Genomic DNA, 17,375 nt, shown 5'->3' on the forward strand with positions numbered 1-17,375 from the left:
CTCAGCTGTCGAGACCCCGAATCCAGTCGGTGAGCGCCCGCACAACCTGTGCGGGCGCTTCCGGCATCAGCGCATGGCTCGCGTTCGGGACGACGCTCACGGTGACCAATTCGCCGAACCGGTCCCGCAATTCGTTCGCCGTCTCGCGTGGGCGGAACGGGTCGAGAGCGGACTGCAGGTCCAAGATCGGCTGGTGCGCGACCGCCCACCATTCGTCCTTGGGTGTGGCGGCCGACGCTGCGAGCTGCCGCTTCGACACCTCCGGATACCAGCCGCTGAGCCATTCCGTCGGATCGTTGCCCGGCGCGAAGAATCCGGTCTGCAGGTAGCCGATCCGCTCCGCGTCGGGAAGTGAGGGATCGGCGCACTTCACCGCCAATTCGGTGAGCGCGGCCGGGTAGTTGCGGGCGCCCGCCGCCGCGACGACGACGCCGCGCACCAGGTCGGGCCGGTCGGCGGCGAGCATTCGTGCGACGTAGTGCCCGTAGGCGTGACCGACGACGACGGCCGCGCCGTTGTCCTGTGTCTCGATCACCGCTCCGACGTCGGCGGCCAGGTCGTGCAGCGTGATGTCCTCCAGCGGACCGGTGCTTCGGCCGATGCCGCGCGGTTGCGGACGGGAGACCCGGAACCCGTTGCGCGCGAGCCCACTCGCGACGTCGTCATAGTCGTACGACTCGCGGCCGAGCGAGGGCAGCAGGATCACCGAGGGGCCGATGCCCTCGACGACGACCTCGATCACGGCCGACGCGGTGTGCACGAATTCCGTCGTCCGCGCTTCGGATGTGTTCGCCATGTTGATTCCTCCACAAACGTCGAGACCCCGGGCGACGCGATCTCTCGCGTCGCCCGGGGGAATGGGCCGTGGCTCAATCCACGGCGGGATCGAGCGCGAAGTCGTAGGTGACGACCTTACGCCCGGTGTCGTCGAGCTGCGGATCGAGGAGGAGCTCGGGTTTCGTCGCGCCGGCGACGTCGTCATCGATCCAGTCGCCACCCGCGAAATACAGCTGCGTGATGATCGGCTGCTTGCCCGGGGAGGTCACCCGCAGGTGCAGGTGCGCCGGACGCCACGGGTGCCAGCCGGCGGAGTCGATGAATTGCCCGGTGGGGCCGTCGGTCGGGATCTGGTACGGCGCAGGCTCGATGGTGGTGATCTCGTACCGACCCTCCGCGTCGGTGACGATGGTTCCGCGCAGGTTCCATTTGGGCAGGTGGGGAGCGAACTGCGAGTAATAGCCCTCGTCGTCGGCATGCCACAGCTCGATAATGGCGCCGCCGAGCCCCGTGCCGTCCAGGTCGGTGACCTGGCCCCGGAGAACGAGCGCGGTGTGAGCCCGATCCTCGTCGCGCATCGGAAGGGCGCACCGCGCGGGGAGTTCGGGCGCACCGGGCACGTAGTACGGTCCCTCGATGCTCCCCTTGGTGCCCTGGAAGTTCCGGGAGTTCACCTCCTCGATCTCGTGCTCGACGAACACGTCGAGGAGTAGCGGCCATTCGCCACCCTCGCCGACGTCGATGAGCCACTGCTTGAGGACGCGGTACTCCGGGTAGGTGACGGCGTGCTTTCGGATCAGCGCGCCGAACCCGGCGAGCGCCTCGGTGGCGATGGCGGACAGGCGTTCCGGCGAAGTGTCGGCGGTGAATCTGGCGCCCTTGAACTTGTCGGTGGCGGCGTTGCCGGAGCCGACCGCGGTGGGGCTTTCGATGGTGGTCATGGATTCTCCTGGTCTCGAGGGGCTAGCTGCGGCCGAAGTAGGAGACGTCGTCGTTGCCGATGAGGTCGGGCACGGTCCAGCCGTCGAGGTCGTACTCGGCAAGGCATTGCTCGGCCAGACCCTTCATCGAACTGACCGTTCCCCGGTTCTCCGCGAACATCAGCAGTTCCGCCTTCACACCCTCGTGGTTGCCGGCGTAGTTGCGCTCGTACAGCTCGTGGCGGCCACCGAACTCGCTGCCCACCGAATCCCACAGGGCCTTCATGATCTTCACCCGCTCGACGGCGGGCATGCCCTCGGAGCCGCGGACGTACTTGTCCAGGTACGGCCGGACCTCGGGGCTCTTGAAGTCCGCCGACGACGACGGCAGGTAGATCAGGCCCGACGCGACGTCCTGCTCGATGATCTCCTTGATCCGCGGGTACCCCTGCTGCATGAACATCCGGTACGTGAGGCCGTATTCGAGCTTGGGGATGACGGTGTCTCCCACCCACGGCTCGGGGTCGCGGATCATCGATTCGGTGAGTGACCAGAACAGGTTTCGCCAGCCGATCACCTCACCGACGCGGGTCTGCACGCCGCGGAACCCGCCCGCTCCGGTGGCGTCGAGGGCCTTCATCAGAAGACCGGCGATGAAATCGAGCTTCACGGCCAGCCGCGTGCACCCCTGCAGGGTGAAGCGCGGCAGGAACCCCGACTGCGGGAAGAAGGCATTGATCTTGTCCACATCGCCGTACATGAAGACGTTCTCCCACGGCACCAGCACCTTGTCGAAGACGAAGATGGTGTCGTTCTCGTCCATCCGCGACGACAGCGGGTAGTCGAACGGGCTGCCCATCACCGCGGCCTGCTGGGTGTAGGACGTGCGGCAGATCAGCTTCACCCCCGGGGCGTCCATCGGGACGGTGCAGATCAGGGCGAATTGCTTCTTCTTGATCGGCAGCCCGTAGTGCGCGATGAAGTTGTAGTTGGTGATCGCCGAACCGGTGGCCACCACCTTGGCGCCGGAGACGATCAGGCCGGCGTCGGTTTCCTTTTCCACCTTCATGAACACGTCGCCGACCTCGTCCGGGGGAAGCTGCCGGTCCACCGGGGGGTTGATGATCGCGTGGTTCCAGTACAGGACCTTCTCCTGCGATTCCTTGTACCAGCGTTCGGCGTTGGCCTGGAACGGCGAATACAGCTCCTTGTTCGCATGCAGGGTGCCGAGGAACGACGCCTTGTAGTCGGGGCTGCGGCCCATCCAGCCGTACGTCATCCGTGCCCAGGTGGCGATCGCGTCGCGGTCCTTCAGCAGGTCGTCCGAGTTCTTGGACGCCCGGAAGAAGGGCATCGTCACCCCGCCGTTGCCGGTGTCGGTGGGGGTCGTCAGGGTCTCGACGTGCTCGCCGGTGTGCATCGCGTCGTACAGGCGGGCGGTCATCCGGATCGGGTTGCGGAACGCCGGATGCGTCGTGACATCCTTGACACGCTCGCCGTGCAGGTAGATCTCCCGGTCGTCGCGCAGCGACTCGATGTACTCGTCACCCGTCATCGGGCGCGACGCGAAGTTCGCGGTGCGGTTCGCCTCGCAGTCCGCAGCGACATTGACCTTGCTACGGTCGACGGCGTTCTCGGGGGCAGCTTCGGTGGTGGTCATGGTGTTTTCCTTTCGTCAGGATTACGAGGCAGCCTGGGCGAGCTGCAAGTGGAGGGGCGTGAAGGACGCGGCGGCGTCGAACCATCCGCTGTGGGGGTCGTCGAGGCAGCCGTTCCACGCCGTGGTGCCGGACGCGGCGCCGAGATCGTGGAAGGTACTGCGGTAGAACAGCAGTGGGTCCTTGGCCGAGTCGACAGAGGCGTCGACGATCTCCCCGATGAAGATGATGTGATCGCCGCCATCGTAGGAGGCCCAGGGTGCGCAGGTCAGCGTCGCCGCGTTGCCGGACAGTGCGGGAGCGATGCCGGAGTCGTCCCACACCGGTTCCGTCCGTTGTGGTTTGCCTGCGAAATGCATGGCGGTATCGAGCTGATCGGCGGCCAGAATGTTCACCGCGAACGGCGCGTCACTCAGGTAGCTGCACGCCTTCGATTTCCGGGTCAACGTCACCTGGCACAGCCGAGGTTCGATCGAGATCGCAGTGAACGCGGTGACGGTGGCCCCGTGCGGCTCGCCGTCGGAGTTGGCGCACGTGATCACGGTGACGCCACTGGCGAACTGACCGAAAATGTTACGGAGAGTGCGCTGATCCATTTTTCGTGACCGCCTTTCTGCACGATTCGTGCGATCACCCCTGCGTTTGGGGGCACCTGCACAACGTATGACGGGCATCACAGTCCGTCGATCCGCATTGCGAACCGCCGATCCGGAACGCGAAACGGGATTGGCGGAGGTGCGGCGCAGGGCCTTGCAGTGACGTGAGTCACAGGCGATGCTAGGGTCGGGAGTTGCTCGAACGCCGCCGAAGCGCGAGGTGAGAGGTCTGGACGTACGTATGCGAGGACAGCTGGAGGGCCCCGGTTTCACCGACTGGGACGAGGTTCACGAGGTGGTTGCGGACGCGTACTTCCCCCACGAACTGCGTCCGCTGTCGCGTGACAACGCCGCGCGGTCGTCGTTGGAATCGTCCGACGTGGGGGCGTCGCGGCTTGCCCGGATCGGATTCGGGGCAGCCGTGGCCATCGAGTCCGACCATCCCGGCGCGTACGGCATCAACATCCCCCTGACCGGTCACATCGTGTCCGTCACCGGCGGCATGGAAGTGACGTCGACGCCGGGACTGGCGACAATCTGTCCGCCCGACACCCGGACCGTGATCACCAACTGGAGCAGTTCCTGCGAGATCATCGGCTTCAAGGTGGACCGGGGCTACCTGCAGAGGGAGATGGACCGCGTGCTCGCCAGGCCGGGTCAGGTGTTGCCGCGGCAACTCGACCTGCGCGCGGGCGCCGGAGCGGAGTGGCTCAGACTCGTCCGTTCCATCGCCGACCAGGCATTGCACGACAGCGTCCTCCTGCGCAGTGAGATGGTGTCGCAGCAATTGTGTGGTGCCCTGACCACCGCTCTCGTGCTCACCGCGATGCCGGACGACGACACCGGCTCGTCGGGAATCCGCCCCCGCATCGTCAAGCGGGTCATCGACGCGATCCATGAGGATCCGGCACGCCCCTGGACGGCGGGCGAGATGGCCGAACTCGTCGGCGTGAGCGTCCGGCGCATGCAGCAGGGGTTCCGCGAATACGTGGGCATGACGCCGATGGAGTTCCTCGTCGACGTGCGCCTCGAACGTGTGCACGCCGATCTGACCGGAAGCGCTTCCTGTGCAACCGTTTCCGAAGCCGCCACCCGCTGGGGGATCATGCACACCGGCAGATTCGCCGCCGCCTACCGCCGCAAGTACGGTGTGACGCCGTCCGAGTCGCTGCGGGACCGCGGCCTCTGAAACTTGTCGGACCCTCGCGATAGTATTCGCACATGAGTTCGACTGGGGGGTCGGTGGGGAGCCGGGTGGCGGAGCATCTGTCGATGCTCGCTGCCGCGGTGGACGGGTTGCTCGATGCAGGCTTGACCGAGCTGTCGGACGGCGAGGTGGTCGAGGTGATGCGCGGGGTGGAGCAGTCCCTTCGCCGCACGGAGGCGGTCTCCCACCGATTGGTGGTGGAGACCGTGGAGCGCTCCGTCCCGGCGAGTCTGGGGTATACCTCGCCGAAGAAGCTGCTGATCGAGGCGCTCCGGATCTCGGGCGCGGACGCGTCCGCCCGGGTCACCGCCGCCCGTGAGCTGGGGGTGTGGCACACCCTGGCGGGCGATCCGATGCCACCCGTCTTGCCGGAAACCGCTGCGGCACAGAGTGATGGCGACATCGGAGCGGATCATGTGCGGGCGATCGCGAAAGTGATGCGCAAGATTCCCCACGCCGTCGACAACGACGCGGTAGCCGACGCCGAGGCCGTCCTGGCCACCTTGGCGCGAAGCGCAACTCCTGAGGACGTGGAGCAGGCCGGGCACCGGCTGCTGGCGTACCTGAATCCGGACGGGAGTCTCGGCGACGACCGCGACCGGAAACGCCGGCGTGGCATTTCGATCGGTCGGCAGGACACCGAACTGATGTCGAGAATCTCCGGTGAACTCGATCCCGTCGCACGGGCGATGCTCGATCCGATCCTCGCCAAGTGGGCGCGACCCGGAATGAACAACCCGGACGATCCCGACTCACCGGCCGGCGACGGCGAGAACCCGGCGATCGATCGTGACGTGCTGGCTGCCGCGGCCGCACGCGATACCCGCACCGCGGCGCAGCGCAATCACGACGCGTTCAGCGCGGTGTTCCGGACGCTGCTCGAGTCGGGGGTGCTCGGCCGGCACCGGGGTCTGCCGACGACGGTGATCGTCACCATGACCCTCGAGCAGTTGGAGAAGGCGACCGGCGGGCTGGCCACGACGGCCACCGGCGGCCTGCTCCCGATCGAGGACGCACTGGCCCTGGCAGAGAAAGCGCATCCGGTGCTCGCACTGTTCGACCATGCGGGTCGTCCGTTGCACCTGGGTCGACGGCGTCGTCTGGCCAGTGCCGACCAGCGGCTCGCGCTGATCGCGGCAGACGGGGGCTGCACCCGGCCGGGGTGTTCGGCGCCGGCGAGTCTGTGTGCGGTGCACCATGTCACGGACTGGCACAAAGGCGGGCGCACCGACATCGAAGGTCTGGCCCTGGTCTGCGACGCATGCCATGCCCAGGTCAACGACGGACCGGCCGGCTGGGCGACGAGGTCCGCGCCCGCGCATTCCACTCACGCGGGCCGGACCGAATGGATCCCACCGCCGCACATCGACCCCACCCGAAGACCGCGCATCAACCACCGGCATCATCCTGGTGAGTTGATCGCGCATGCGCGGGGGAGCCGGTCAGCCCCTGTCACCCACAGTCCACCAACAGGTGCCGGGGACCCCGCAGTACCGGGTTGGGCCGGTAGGGCGGCGGATCCTCGACGAGCCGCGGATTCGGGAGGCGGCGGATGAGTTCGGCGAGCGCCATCTGCCCTTCGAGGCGGGCGAGGGGAGCGCCGAAGCAACTGTGGATGCCGCTGCCCAGACCCACGTGCTGGTTGTCCTCGCGGTCGGGGACGAACCGGTCGGCGTCGATGAAGCGTTCGGGATCGCGATTGGCCGACGCCAAGGCCAGGACGAGCGGCGACCCCTTCGGAACGGTGACGCCGTCGATCTCGATGTCGACGATCGGCGTTCGCTGGCCCAGCAGGTGCACGGGCGGTTCGAAGCGGAGCAATTCCTCCACGGCCTGCGGCATCAACTCCGGTTCCGCGCGAAGCCGCGCGAGAACGTCGGGATTGCGCAGCAGGGTCAGCATGCCGTTGGTGATGAGGTTGACGGTCGTTTCGTGCCCGGCGATGAACAGCAGGATGGAGTTGGTGACCAACTCGACGGTGTTCAACTGGCCGTCGGGCCCCGAGTCGTTGGCCAGCCCCGACAGCATGTCGTCGCCGGGACTGCGGCGACGGTCCTCGATGAGACCGGCCATGAACATGGCCATTTCCATCTGGGCCTGCTGCGCCGCCTTCACCTGCTCGTTGTCGGCGCTGTTGCGCCGCGGGTCGATGGCCGCCACCAACGCGTCGGCCCAGACGTGGAACCGGGGTTCCTCCTCATGAGGCACCCCGAGCAGACGGCAGATGACGGAGACGGGGAAGGGGTACGCGAAGTCGTCGACGATGTCGATGCGACCCTTCCCGTCGAGCCCGTCGACGAGGCTCGTGACGAGTTCTGCGAGTTCGCCACGCATGGAGTCGATCCGGTCGGGGCTGTGCGGCGGACCGAACTGTCGCGTCGTCAATCGGCGCAACCGATCGTGCTCGGGCGGATCGAGTTTGAGGAAGGACTCCGGCCCGTCGCCGGCACGATCCGCCCCGGGAAGCCCCGGCCCCCGGTTGTGCAGGTCGGAGCTGATCCTCGGATCGTGCAGAAGCGCCATCACGTCGTAGTACCGGCCCACGAGGAAGGAACCGTTATCCTGTGGCGCCACCCGCGTCTCACGAAGTTCCTCGTACAGCGGATACGGATTCGGCCGGTTCGCCTGGTCGGTGATCCGCTCGAACAACTGAGCACGCGACATGGACACTCTCCCTGTTACTTCGGTAGCGAGACGAACTCGACACGACGTTCGGTGGGCAGATGACCGGTCACCGCGACGGTCGGGCCGTGGCTGAGTACGGCCGGGTCCGGCAACTCGGACGGCCGCACCTCGAACGGCTCCGCCCGGTCCATGACGTCGAAGTCCGGTGGGAACTCCGCCGCCGACTCGATCAGCCCCCGATAGAAGTCGAGCCACTTCCCCTGATTGAACGCCACCGCCGCGGTGACGCGACCACGGAAGCCGTACGCCGCCACGAAGCGCCGGTCGGCGACCGAACCCTGGGTGATCACCACCTGATCGGAGTAGGTGGGGATGCCGACGGACTTGATGTTGACGCCGAACTGGCTGGACCAGAACGCCGGAATCTCCAGGTGCGGTCGCCGGCGGAGGCCGTCGTGGATCATGTTGTGCGCCGCCACCTCTGCCTGGCCGATCGCGTTGCCCCAGTGCTCCAGTGCCAGCAACTGGTAGTCGTAGAGCGGATGCGGTTGCCGCGCAACGTCCCCGGCGACGAACACGTTGTCGGTGACGATGCCGTTGATATCGAATGCCCGGCAGCCGGCGTCGCACGTGACCCCGCGGGGCCCGGCGGCGAGGCCGGAGCCGAACAGCCAGTCGGTGTTGCGGATGCTGCCCTGCGCGACGATCGCGACGTCGACGTCGAGTGCGGTCCCGTCCGAGAGGTGCGCGCGGCACAGCCGTCCGTCGCTGTCGCCGTCGAGTCCGGTCACCGTGACCCCGGTGCGCAGGTCGACGCCGTGGTCGCGTTGCATGTCGGCGGCGACCGCCGCCACCACCCCGCCGAGCGCACCGACCAGCGGTGCCGGGCCGCGTTCGGTGACCGTCACGGACAGCCCGCGCTCCCGGCACACCGACGCGATCTCCGAACCGGTGAAGCCGGCGCCGATCACCAGGACGTGGCGCGGTCCGGCAGACAGTCGCTCGCTCAGTCGGCGGGAGTCGTCGCAGGTGCGGACGGTGAAGACGCCGTCGAGTGCCGCCTCGGACGAGTTCGACCACGGCCGGGCGCGGACACCGGTCGCGATCAGCACCTTGTCGAACTCGACGGTGTCGCCGTCGCTGAGCACCACCCGGTTGTTCTCCAGATCGAGGGTGGTGGCCCGCACGCCGAGCAGCCACTTCGCGTCGAGGTCGGGATGGTAGGGGAGCGCCGAGTGTTCGGGCGGCATGATCCCGAGGAGCACGGCCTTCGACAGCGGCGGCCGGTCGTACGGTTCGTAGGGTTCGTCGCCGATCAGAGTCAGCGAACCGTCGAAGCCCTGCGCCCGTAGCGCCTCCGCGGCGCGCACCCCGGCGAGCGACGCGCCGACGATGACGATCCGCACGTCATTCCCCATCGTGGTGGGTGGGGATGTCCGTGGTGATGGCGTGCACCGGGCAGGCCGCGGCGGCCTGCGACACGTGGTCGCGTTCGCCGTCGGCGGGGCCCGCGTCGTAGAGGAGGGCCTCTTCGCCGTGCAGAGTGAAGACGTCGGGTGCGAGGAACACGCACTGCGCGTAACCCTGGCACCGATTGAGGTCGACGACGAGTTTCACGTCAATCATCCCGATTCTGAACAGTTCTGGTCACACGGGTCCACAGGGACTGCGCGGCGCACGGCCGTCCGATCGCGTCGGGCGGAGACCTCCACCCGAAAACCAGTATTCCGGAATGGCCGGTCTGCTCGGTTTCGATCCGCTGTTCTGGAGCCATTCAGAAATGCGCTATTCGGTCAACGGGAAGGCGTGCGACACGTGGATCTTCCAGCTGCCGTCCGGCTGGCGGCGGAACACGTCGACACCCGATTCGCGGACACTCTCGAGTACAGTGCCCGAAGCGTCGGTGACGGTGAGCGGCCACACCAGGCGCACCGCGGCGAGGTCGCCGTCGACGAGCACTTCGGCGATCTCGGGCGCCGCATAGGTGAACGTCCGGTCGGGGACGGTGAGTACCTGCCGAAACTGCGCGCACGTGGCGTCGTAGTTGCGGTCCTCGGTGCCGGGGTAGATCACGACGACGTCCGGGGCGAACAGCGAGCAGACCGCAGCCACGTCCTTGTTCGCGAAGTCGCGCGGCCACTGATTCAGGGCGTCCACGATCGATGCCTCGTCTCGGCCTGGTTCCGGCGACGCGGCGTATTCGTCGGCGCAACCCGAGGCCGCCGCGAGGACGAGAACGGCGACCGCAGGAAAGCGCCGTGCGCCCATCCGGCCTCCGTTCGGTGGCACCGTCCGTCCCCTACCGACGGGTAGAACCAGGGAGTAGTAACGAGAGTTACAAGTATCTTGCCGGAGTTCGTATCCTCCTGTCGAGAAACAACTTTCGGACACGGTCTCGATTCGGCAACGTAGACCACCGGATCGTGATGTGATGTGGTCACACCAGACCGGCAACGCCCAGTGGCGACACCTCAGAGGCGGAATATTGACGATCGAAGCTCACCGCGACACCCGCGCGACACGGCACCTGTCCGCATTGGACGCTGCAATTCAGATCCTGACCACCGCGCGCGGAAGCTCGTACAGCGCGGACCAGGCCTTCGACGAACTCCTCGACTCCTCCATGCGGCATCAGGTCGATGTCGGCGATCTGGCCGAAGCCCTCGCCGACCTCGCCGACGGGATCCGTCCCGAGGCCGACGACCACCGCCGGGCCCGCGACGTGGCTGCGCGCGAGTGGGGAGCCTTTCTGCCCTAACCGGCGCAGTCGATACACGTCTGGGCGGCGGGGAGCGCGTCGAGCCGAATCTCGGCGATCGGCCGGCCGCACCGGATGCAGAGGCCGTACGTCCCGCTGTCGAGCCGCTGCTGCGCCGCCGCCAGATCCTCGACCTCGCGCCGGGCGTCGGCCAGCAGCGCCGACACCTGGGCCCGTTCGAACGCGATGGTCGAGCCCTCCGGATCGTGTTCGTCGTCGTCCGTGGTGAATTCCGAACCCTCCACGATCGCGGTGAAACGCCCGGTCAGCGACGCGATGCGACGCTCGGCGTCGGCGCGTTCCTCGGCGATTCGGGTGCGCTGCTCCGGGACGGTCATGTCTGGGTCAACATCGATGACTGCCCGGTGCTTCCCCGATAATCCGCTCGATCGATCCGGATCTTTCTGTCAGGCTTCCCGGCATGGCGCGCACATTCGAGGATCTGGTGGCCGAGGCGGAATCCGTCTCGGTGGACGGCTGGGATTTCTCCTGGCTCGACGGCCGGGCCACCGAACAGCGGCCGTCGTGGGGGTATCAGCGCCTGATGGGTGAACGGCTCGGGCGCGCGAACGCCGCTCTGGACATCCAGACCGGGGGCGGGGAGGTCCTCGCCGGCGCCGCGACGATGCCTCGCGTGATGGTGGCGACGGAATCGTGGCCGCCGAACGTCGCGAAGGCCACGGCGCTACTGCATCCGCTCGGTGCGGTCGTGGTGGCCGACGCGGACGAGCCGCCGCTGCCGTTCGCCGAGGGCGCCTTCGACCTGGTGACCAGCAGGCACCCGGCCACGGTGTGGTGGGACGAGATCGCCCGCGTCCTGCAACCCGGAGGCACGTACTTCTCCCAGCACGTCGGGCACGCGAGCGTCTTCGAACTCGTCGAGTACTTCCTGGGGCCGCAACCCGAGAACGTGCGCCGCGGCCGCCACTACGAGGACGAGTGCGCGGATGCGGAAGCCGCGGGACTCGAGGTCGTCGATCTCCGTTTCGAATCTCTGCGGATCGAGTTCTTCGACATCGGCGCCGTCGTCTACTTCCTGCGCAAGGTGATCTGGATGGTGCCCGGCTTCACCGCCGCGCAGTACCGCGACCGTCTGCGGGAACTCCACGACCGGATCGAGGCGGACGGCCCGTTTGTGGCCCATTCGACCCGGTTCCTCATCGAGGCCCGCAAACGTGGCTGACTCAGCCCATCGTCTTCGACCCGTCGAGAGCCTCCCGGAGGATGTCGGCGTGCCCGGCGTGCTGGGCCGTTTCACCGATGATGTGGAGCAGCACCCGGCGCGCGGACCAGCGCGATCCCGGTTCGAACCACGGCGCCTTCGGCAGCGGATGCGAGATGTCGAGGTCGGGCAGCGCGGCCACGATCTCGTCGGTCCGGTGCGCCACCTTCGCGTAACGGTCGAGGACGCCGGCCAGGGTCTCGTCGGCGCGAAGGGTGAATTCCTTCTCGCGATTGCCGGTGCCGGTGCCGTCCACGGGGCCGCCGCGGACGGCGTCCGTGCCGCGCACGATGAAATCGGCCCACACCCGTTCGGTGTCCGACACGTGTTTGACGAGTCCGCCCAGGCACAGCACGCTCGCCGTCGGGCGCCGGGCCGCCTGCTCGTCGGTGAGGTCGCGGACGGTGTGGCGGAGCAGGTACCGGTGCTTCGCCAGCGACTCCAGCAAGTCGGCACGCTCGCCGGTAGTCGACGTTTTCGCGGTAGAGGTCACGGGGGATCACCTGCTCCAGCCGGTCCGATGATGGCGCATTCGACCGTAGCGGTCAGCCGCCATGCGCGGTGACATAACCGGTCGCTCGGCCGTGGGTGTCGAGTTCCCACCCCATCCGCTTCCGGGACCGGAGCGTCACCGAGGAGTCGATGATCTCGAGGCTGGGGGCGCGGGTCTCCAGCCACTCCTGCACCCGCAGCAGGTCGGGCAGTGAAGACACCCACATGCTGACGAGGAAGTTCGCGGGTCCGGTCATCGACATGCACAAGCGCAGTTCGGGGCGGGTGTTGACGACCTCCACGACGTCGCGGTGCGCGCGCACGGGCAGGCGGCACCACCACGTGACGGTGATGGGCCACCGCGTCGCGTTCTGGGCGACGTCGCAGCGCAGCACCACCGTGCGGGAGCGCAGCAACCCGGCGAGTTGCCTGCGCACCGAGGACGCGGGCCGGTCGATCACCGCGGCGATCTCGCGCGCGGACGCCCGGCCGTTCCGGGTGAGTTCGCGGACGAGCGCGCGGGCGACCTCGTCCGTCAGGCTCTCCGGCCGGCTCGATCCGGACTGCAGAGGGGTGTTCTCCAGTGCCGCGATCGCGGCGGACTGCGCCGTGTCCAGGGAGTCGAGGCGCCACCGGCTGCCCTCCGCGTGGAGTGCGGTGCACGTGTGCGTCCGGGTCGAATTGACGCTCGGGTGGCGGGGCAACTCCTCGAGCACCAGGTCCGACAACTCGTGCAACGACCCCGTCTGCACGGTCAGGATGAGGTCCCGGCCACGCGCCGCATGCTCGATCGACGACACCCGCGGGTCCCGGGTGAGCGCCTCGACCAGTGCCTTCGTGCCGGCGAGGTCGCACGTCACCTCGATCATCGCGGTGAACGCCCCCGCACCCGTCATCGGTGCGGGATAGGCGGTGATCCAGGCCAGTCCGCGCTCGGTGACCGATTCCCACCGCCGTGCGAGGGTCGCGGACGTCGCGCGGAGGATCGGGGCCAGCTCGGCCCACGTCGCCCGGGGACGGATTTGCAGGGCGTGAATGAGCGAAAGCTCGGATTCGGTCAGCATCTCGCTCATAAAGCTCTTTCTGATTCGGTGAGAATGATCGTTTTCGACGTTATCGGTGGTCCGTCGTTCCGTGGCTCACAGCATATGACCACCGACGCATTCGGTCCCGAACGTGACCACCGACATAAGGGAGAGCAATGGATCTCTTGGACGACGCCCGCGCTCTGCAGGGCGACCTCGCGCAGTTGCGGCGTGTACTGCACCGCGAACCCGAGGTCGGTCTGGACCTGCCGCGCACGCAGGAAACGGTCCTCGCGGCGTTGGACGGACTGCCGCTCGAGATCTCGACGGGAACCCGCACGACGTCCGTGACCGCGGTGCTCCGGGGTGGCCGACGCTCGGCGGGCGCCGCGCCGACGGTGCTGCTGCGCGCCGACATGGACGGACTGCCGGTCACCGAACAGACCGGACTCGACTTCGCGGCGCAGAACGGCGCCATGCACGGATGCGGGCACGACCTGCACACCGCGGCGCTCGTCGGGGCCGCGCAACTGCTCAGCCGGCACCGCGACCGGTTGGCGGGCGACGTCGTCCTGATGTTCCAGCCCGGCGAGGAGGGGTGGGACGGCGCCAAGGTGATGGTCGACGAGGGCGTCCTCGACGCGTCCGGTCGGCGCGCGAACACCGCGTACGGCATGCACGTCTTCTCCTGCCAGAAGCCGCAGGGCCGCTTCTTCTCCAAGGCGGGCACCCTGCTCGCGGCGTCGTACAAACTGACCGTGACGGTGCGCGGGGCGGGTGGCCACGGCTCGTCCCCGTCGACCGCCCGGGATCCGATCACCGCGATGGCCGAGATGATCACGTCGCTGCAGACCATGATCACCCGGACGTTCGACGTGTTCGACCCCGTCGTCGTGACCGTCGCGAACGTGCGGGCCGGATCGCGGCACAACATCATTCCCGACGATGCGCGGTTCGAGGCGACCGTCCGGTGCTATTCGCCCGCCACGTACGAGAAGGTGCCGGGAGCGCTGCGCAGGGTGCTCGAGGGGGTCGCGTCCGCGCAACGCGTCGACGTCGAGGTCGACGTGGCCCCGGAGTTCCCGATGACGATCAACGACGTGGACGAGGTCGCGTTCGGCGCCGAAGTCGTCAGCGACCTCATGGGCGAGGACCGCTACGAGACGGTCACGCATCCGATGGCCGGGTCCGAGGACTTCTCCTACGTCCTGCAGGAGGTGCCCGGCGCGTTCATCGGGCTGGGCGCGTGCATGCCCGGCGCCGATCCCGCTGCGGCTCCCATGAACCATTCGCCGCGGGCGCAATTCGACGACGCGGTGCTCGCGGACGCCGCCACCATCTACGCTGGGCTGGCCGTTCGACGTCTGGAAAAGGCGCAGTCCGGCGATGCCCGGCTCGAGAATGCCGCGGCCGGAGGTGACGCACGATGACCGGGATCGCTACCGAAAGCGGGTCCGTAAACGCAGGCCAGCCCACCGTCCGTCAGCGGTCCGAGCGCTGGGAGAAGGCTCGCGCGATCGTCGGCGTGGGCACGGGCAACGGGATCGAGTACTTCGACTGGACCGTCTACGCCACGTTCGCCGCGTTCTTCGCCCCGCAGTTCTTCCACACCGGGTCCGCCGTCTCCGACCTGCTGGCGTCGTTCGGCGTCTTCGCCGTCGGATTCGTTGCCAGGCCGTTCGGCGGTCTGCTGTTCGGCTGGCTGTCGGACCGCCGGGGACGCAAGCTGTCCATGACGCTCGCCGTCGGCCTCGCCGCGATCGGCAGCCTGGTCATCGGCCTGACCCCGACCCATCAGACGATCGGTGTCGCGGCGGCGGTGGTCCTCGTCGTGGCGCGTCTCGCGCAGGGCGTCGCGCACGGCGGCGAATTACCGTCCGCACAGACCTACATCGTGGAATTCGCGCCGACGGCGCGGCGCGGACTCTGGTCCAGCCTCATCTACATCTCCAACACCACCGGAGTAGTGGTGGGCACGCTGCTCGGCGCATTGCTCACGACAACACTGAGTTCGGAGCAGATGGCCGACTGGGGTTGGCGGGTGCCGTTCCTGCTGGGCGGCGTGCTCGGCCTGTTCGTGCTGTGGATGCGGTCCCGGATGAGCGAGACCGAGGTCTACGAGGAGTCGGGTGAGGACACTGCGAGGCAGTCGATGTGGCAACTGTTCGTGGCGCATCGGCGGCAGGTGTTCCAAATCCTGTTCTTCACGGTCGGCGGCACCGTCGTCTACTACGTGTGGGCGGTGTCGGCGCCGGCGTACGCGATCACGGTCCGGGGTATCGATCCGTCCGGCGCACTGTGGGCGGGGGTCGGCGCGAACCTCGTACTGATTGCGTCGCTGCCCTTCTGGGGTGCGGTGTCGGACCGGATCGGACGCAAACCGGTGCTGTACATCGGCAACCTCGGCATCGCGGCCCTGCTGTTTCCGCTCAACGCCATGATCGGGCACAGTGCGCTCACCCTGTTCTTCGCGATGGCGATCGCCCTGTTCGTGATGGGCGCGCTCCTGTCGGTCATGCCGGCGATGATGGCCGAACTCTTCCCGACCGGGCTGCGCGCCGCCGGTGTCGGGGTGCCGTACTCGATCGGGGTGGCGGCGATCGGCGGGACGGCGGCGTACGTCCAGACGTTCTTCGCCGACCGTGGGTCGCCGGAACTGTTCGAGTGGTACGCCCTCGCGCTCATCGCGGTCTCGACCGTCGCGCTGGTCACGATCCCGGAAACCAGGGGACGGGATCTGGCCGCCCAGCACTAGCCCACGTGAGCGGCAAAGAGTGCTCCGGCACGCTTTGCCGCTCACGTGTGGGATCTTGAAGCGGTGAAGACACACTCGGTACGTATGGCGCGAGCCGCGGCAACCGTCGCGATCGCCTCCCTGACGGTCGCCGGCACGTGCCTCGTCTCCCCGGCCGCGTTCGCCGACGAGGCCGACCGCACGCCGGGGAGCGTCGTGGACGTCGAGCCGCTGCCCGCCGACCTCTGGATCCCCGGTACCGCCGACGCACAGCGAATCACGTACTGGTCGATCGGGTCCGACGGAGGTCCCGCACTCAGCAGCGGTGCCGTGTACGTGCCACCGGGGGACGCGCCCGACGGGGGCTGGCCGGTGGTCGCGTGGGCGCACGGCACGTCCGGACTCGCGGACGACTGCGCGCCCTCGCTCGTCGGTCCTGCGCTCCCCGAGCGTGACTACCCGTACCTCGGACGCTGGCTCGAGCAGGGATACGCCGTCGTCTCCACCGATTACGTCGGCCTCGGCACACCCGGTGTGATGCCCTATCTCGACGGAAAGGTCGAGGCGCACAGCGTCGTCGACTCGGTGAAGGCCGCCCGCACCGTCGACGAGTCCCTGTCGAACAAGTGGGTGGTCGTCGGACAGTCGCAGGGTGGTGGGGCCGCGATCACCACCGCCCGCTACGCCACCGAGTTCGGCGGGGAGACGCTGGACTACCGCGGGGCCGTGGGAACGGGCGTTCCCGCGAACATCGAACTGGCACTGCTGCCGCTCGGGCCGGGGGTGCCACCCACGGCGATCCCTGCCGGCCTCACGTCGTACCTGTTCTACATCCTCGCGGGACTGCGGTCGGCGCACCCCGAAATCGACCTCGACTCGTATCTCACACCCCTCGGCGCGCACTACGTGGACGCTGCGGAACAACTGTGCGTCAACGAACTTCACGACGCCGTGGAAGGGGTGGTGGTCGGCGACCTGTTCAGCAAGCCGTTGAACCAGATCCCGAACTTCCACGGCCTGCTCGTGGACTACATGGGCGTCCCGACGAGCGGATACGACCGTCCCCTGTTCATCGGGCAGGGGCTCACCGACATCGACGTGCCCGCGCCGTCGGCGTTCTCGCTGGTCGCCGCGCTCACCGCGAACGGTGAACCGGTCACGTTCACGACGTATCCCACCGACCACAGCGGCACGCTCGTCGATTCGCAGGCCGACACCATCCCGTTCGTGCGGGGCCTGTTCGGCTGATCGATCGGGGCACTGTCCAGAATCCGGACAGTTGCCCGCCGCGCCCGCGGGCACTATGGCGTGGGTCACACGGTGTGGGTACGTTCGGATGTGAGTCGTGCACCGGTGCACGA

Annotated in this window: 18 protein-coding genes; 7 read left to right on the top strand and 11 right to left on the bottom strand. The window is 67.9% G+C overall.

Translation table 11 applies throughout. The features are described 5' to 3' along the window. Position 1 precedes the first annotated feature (1 nt). From CJ179_RS16750 to CJ179_RS16765, 4 genes are all read right to left on the bottom strand, one after another. A complete protein-coding gene (locus CJ179_RS16750; RefSeq protein ID WP_095862296.1) occupies positions 2-796 on the bottom strand; it encodes an alpha/beta fold hydrolase in 795 nt (264 codons plus the stop codon). Between the two features lie 73 nt (positions 797-869). Continuing rightward, complete coding sequence (gene catA / locus CJ179_RS16755) at positions 870-1,718, bottom strand: catechol 1,2-dioxygenase (RefSeq protein ID WP_095862297.1); 849 nt, start codon at positions 1,716-1,718, stop codon at positions 870-872. 22 nt (positions 1,719-1,740) lie between these two features. After that, positions 1,741-3,357: a 4-hydroxyphenylacetate 3-hydroxylase family protein gene (locus tag CJ179_RS16760; protein WP_072948070.1), complete on the bottom strand. Its 1,617-nt coding sequence runs from the start codon at positions 3,355-3,357 to the stop codon at positions 1,741-1,743. A gap of 21 nt (positions 3,358-3,378) precedes the next feature. After that, positions 3,379-3,951, bottom strand: coding sequence for a flavin reductase family protein (locus CJ179_RS16765; RefSeq protein ID WP_072948073.1), 573 nt, complete (start codon positions 3,949-3,951; stop codon positions 3,379-3,381). Between the two features lie 241 nt (positions 3,952-4,192). Between CJ179_RS16765 and CJ179_RS16770 the strand changes: the two genes are divergently transcribed. Continuing rightward, positions 4,193-5,140, top strand: a complete 948-nt coding sequence (locus CJ179_RS16770) for an AraC family transcriptional regulator (RefSeq protein WP_095862298.1) — start codon at positions 4,193-4,195, stop codon at positions 5,138-5,140. 32 nt (positions 5,141-5,172) lie between these two features. Next, positions 5,173-6,714 (top strand): HNH endonuclease signature motif containing protein, encoded by a 1,542-nt coding sequence (locus CJ179_RS16775; protein ID WP_257015581.1) that lies wholly within the window; start codon positions 5,173-5,175, stop codon positions 6,712-6,714. Here CJ179_RS16775 and CJ179_RS16780 read toward each other — a convergent pair. From CJ179_RS16780 to CJ179_RS16795, 4 genes are all read right to left on the bottom strand, one after another. Beyond that, a complete protein-coding gene (locus CJ179_RS16780) occupies positions 6,611-7,822 on the bottom strand; it encodes a cytochrome P450 (RefSeq protein WP_095862299.1) in 1,212 nt (403 codons plus the stop codon). The genes CJ179_RS16775 and CJ179_RS16780 overlap by 104 nt on opposite strands. A gap of 14 nt (positions 7,823-7,836) precedes the next feature. Then, positions 7,837-9,201: an NAD(P)/FAD-dependent oxidoreductase gene (locus tag CJ179_RS16785; protein ID WP_095862300.1), complete on the bottom strand. Its 1,365-nt coding sequence runs from the start codon at positions 9,199-9,201 to the stop codon at positions 7,837-7,839. After that, positions 9,191-9,409, bottom strand: a complete 219-nt coding sequence (locus CJ179_RS16790; protein ID WP_072948084.1) for a ferredoxin — start codon at positions 9,407-9,409, stop codon at positions 9,191-9,193. Before CJ179_RS16790 ends, CJ179_RS16785 begins: the two co-directional genes overlap by 11 nt. Before the next feature lie 159 nt (positions 9,410-9,568). Beyond that, complete coding sequence (locus CJ179_RS16795) at positions 9,569-10,051, bottom strand: DUF4440 domain-containing protein (RefSeq protein WP_095862301.1); 483 nt, start codon at positions 10,049-10,051, stop codon at positions 9,569-9,571. A 217-nt stretch (positions 10,052-10,268) separates the two neighbouring features. On the opposite strand from CJ179_RS16795, the gene CJ179_RS16800 reads away from it, so the two are divergent. Next, positions 10,269-10,541, top strand: coding sequence for an ANTAR domain-containing protein (locus CJ179_RS16800; RefSeq protein WP_072948135.1), 273 nt, complete (start codon positions 10,269-10,271; stop codon positions 10,539-10,541). Here the strand turns inward: CJ179_RS16800 and CJ179_RS16805 are convergent. Beyond that, positions 10,538-10,879 carry a TraR/DksA C4-type zinc finger protein gene (locus tag CJ179_RS16805; RefSeq protein ID WP_095862302.1) on the bottom strand — a complete coding sequence of 114 codons (342 nt, stop codon included), beginning with the start codon at positions 10,877-10,879 and terminating at the stop codon, positions 10,538-10,540. The genes CJ179_RS16800 and CJ179_RS16805 overlap by 4 nt on opposite strands. Positions 10,880-10,962: 83 nt before the next feature. Between CJ179_RS16805 and CJ179_RS16810 the strand changes: the two genes are divergently transcribed. Further along, positions 10,963-11,724, top strand: coding sequence for a class I SAM-dependent methyltransferase (locus CJ179_RS16810; protein ID WP_095862303.1), 762 nt, complete (start codon positions 10,963-10,965; stop codon positions 11,722-11,724). 1 nt (position 11,725) lies between these two features. Here the strand turns inward: CJ179_RS16810 and CJ179_RS16815 are convergent, their stop codons facing one another. Beyond that, on the bottom strand, positions 11,726-12,256 hold the full coding sequence (locus CJ179_RS16815; RefSeq protein ID WP_095862304.1) for a DinB family protein: 531 nt from the start codon (positions 12,254-12,256) through the stop codon (positions 11,726-11,728). 52 nt (positions 12,257-12,308) lie between these two features. Then, positions 12,309-13,328, bottom strand: coding sequence for an Lrp/AsnC family transcriptional regulator (locus CJ179_RS16820; RefSeq protein ID WP_072948094.1), 1,020 nt, complete (start codon positions 13,326-13,328; stop codon positions 12,309-12,311). A 128-nt stretch (positions 13,329-13,456) separates the two neighbouring features. On the opposite strand from CJ179_RS16820, the gene CJ179_RS16825 reads away from it, so the two are divergent. From CJ179_RS16825 to CJ179_RS16835, 3 genes are all read left to right on the top strand, one after another. Further along, complete coding sequence (locus CJ179_RS16825) at positions 13,457-14,710, top strand: M20 family metallopeptidase (RefSeq protein WP_072948096.1); 1,254 nt, start codon at positions 13,457-13,459, stop codon at positions 14,708-14,710. Further along, positions 14,707-16,035, top strand: coding sequence for an MFS transporter (locus CJ179_RS16830; RefSeq protein ID WP_095862305.1), 1,329 nt, complete (start codon positions 14,707-14,709; stop codon positions 16,033-16,035). The genes CJ179_RS16825 and CJ179_RS16830 overlap by 4 nt, the downstream gene beginning before the upstream one ends. An 84-nt stretch (positions 16,036-16,119) precedes the next feature. Then, the gene (locus CJ179_RS16835) at positions 16,120-17,262 is read left to right on the top strand and encodes a lipase family protein (protein ID WP_095862306.1); all 1,143 of its coding nucleotides are present in this window, start codon (positions 16,120-16,122) and stop codon (positions 17,260-17,262) included. Positions 17,263-17,375: the final 113 nt, after the last annotated feature.

It is taken from the genome of Rhodococcus sp. ACS1 (assembly GCF_002300155.1).
In the GTDB taxonomy this organism is placed as follows: domain Bacteria; phylum Actinomycetota; class Actinomycetes; order Mycobacteriales; family Mycobacteriaceae; genus Rhodococcus_F; species Rhodococcus_F koreensis.